Consider the following 302-nt stretch of genomic DNA (forward strand, 5'->3'; position numbering starts at 1 on the left):
GCAGAGATAGGCATAGCCGGCCACGCTCGTGCCCGCTTCTTCGAGCGCTACGGCGTAGGCTGCAAGCTGAACCGAATCCCTGTAGTAGTCGCTCCCTCCCGACTTGTAGTCAAGGACCACCGCGCTCCCGTCGGTCAATACTGCCAACTTGTCGAGCAAATCCGTGAGGCTAAGATAGCGTTCCCAAAACTCAGGGGGCATCGCACTTAAACCAAGGCAAGCTAATAGCTCCTTACGCTCTCTACTAAAGGATAACGACCTCGGCAAATCGAAGATAGTCATGACGGCATCATATCGGCTGA

At 54.6% G+C, this 302-nt stretch carries 1 protein-coding gene; it reads right to left on the reverse strand.

The genetic code is table 11. The features are described 5' to 3' along the window. Positions 1–201 (reverse strand): PD-(D/E)XK nuclease family protein (locus EZM41_RS04165; protein ID WP_198469819.1); only part of this gene is annotated, 201 nt, incomplete at its 3' end. Positions 202–302 lie beyond the last annotated feature (101 nt).

This window comes from Acetomicrobium sp. S15 = DSM 107314 (assembly GCF_016125955.1).
In the GTDB taxonomy this organism is placed as follows: Bacteria; Synergistota; Synergistia; order Synergistales; family Thermosynergistaceae; genus Thermosynergistes; species Thermosynergistes pyruvativorans.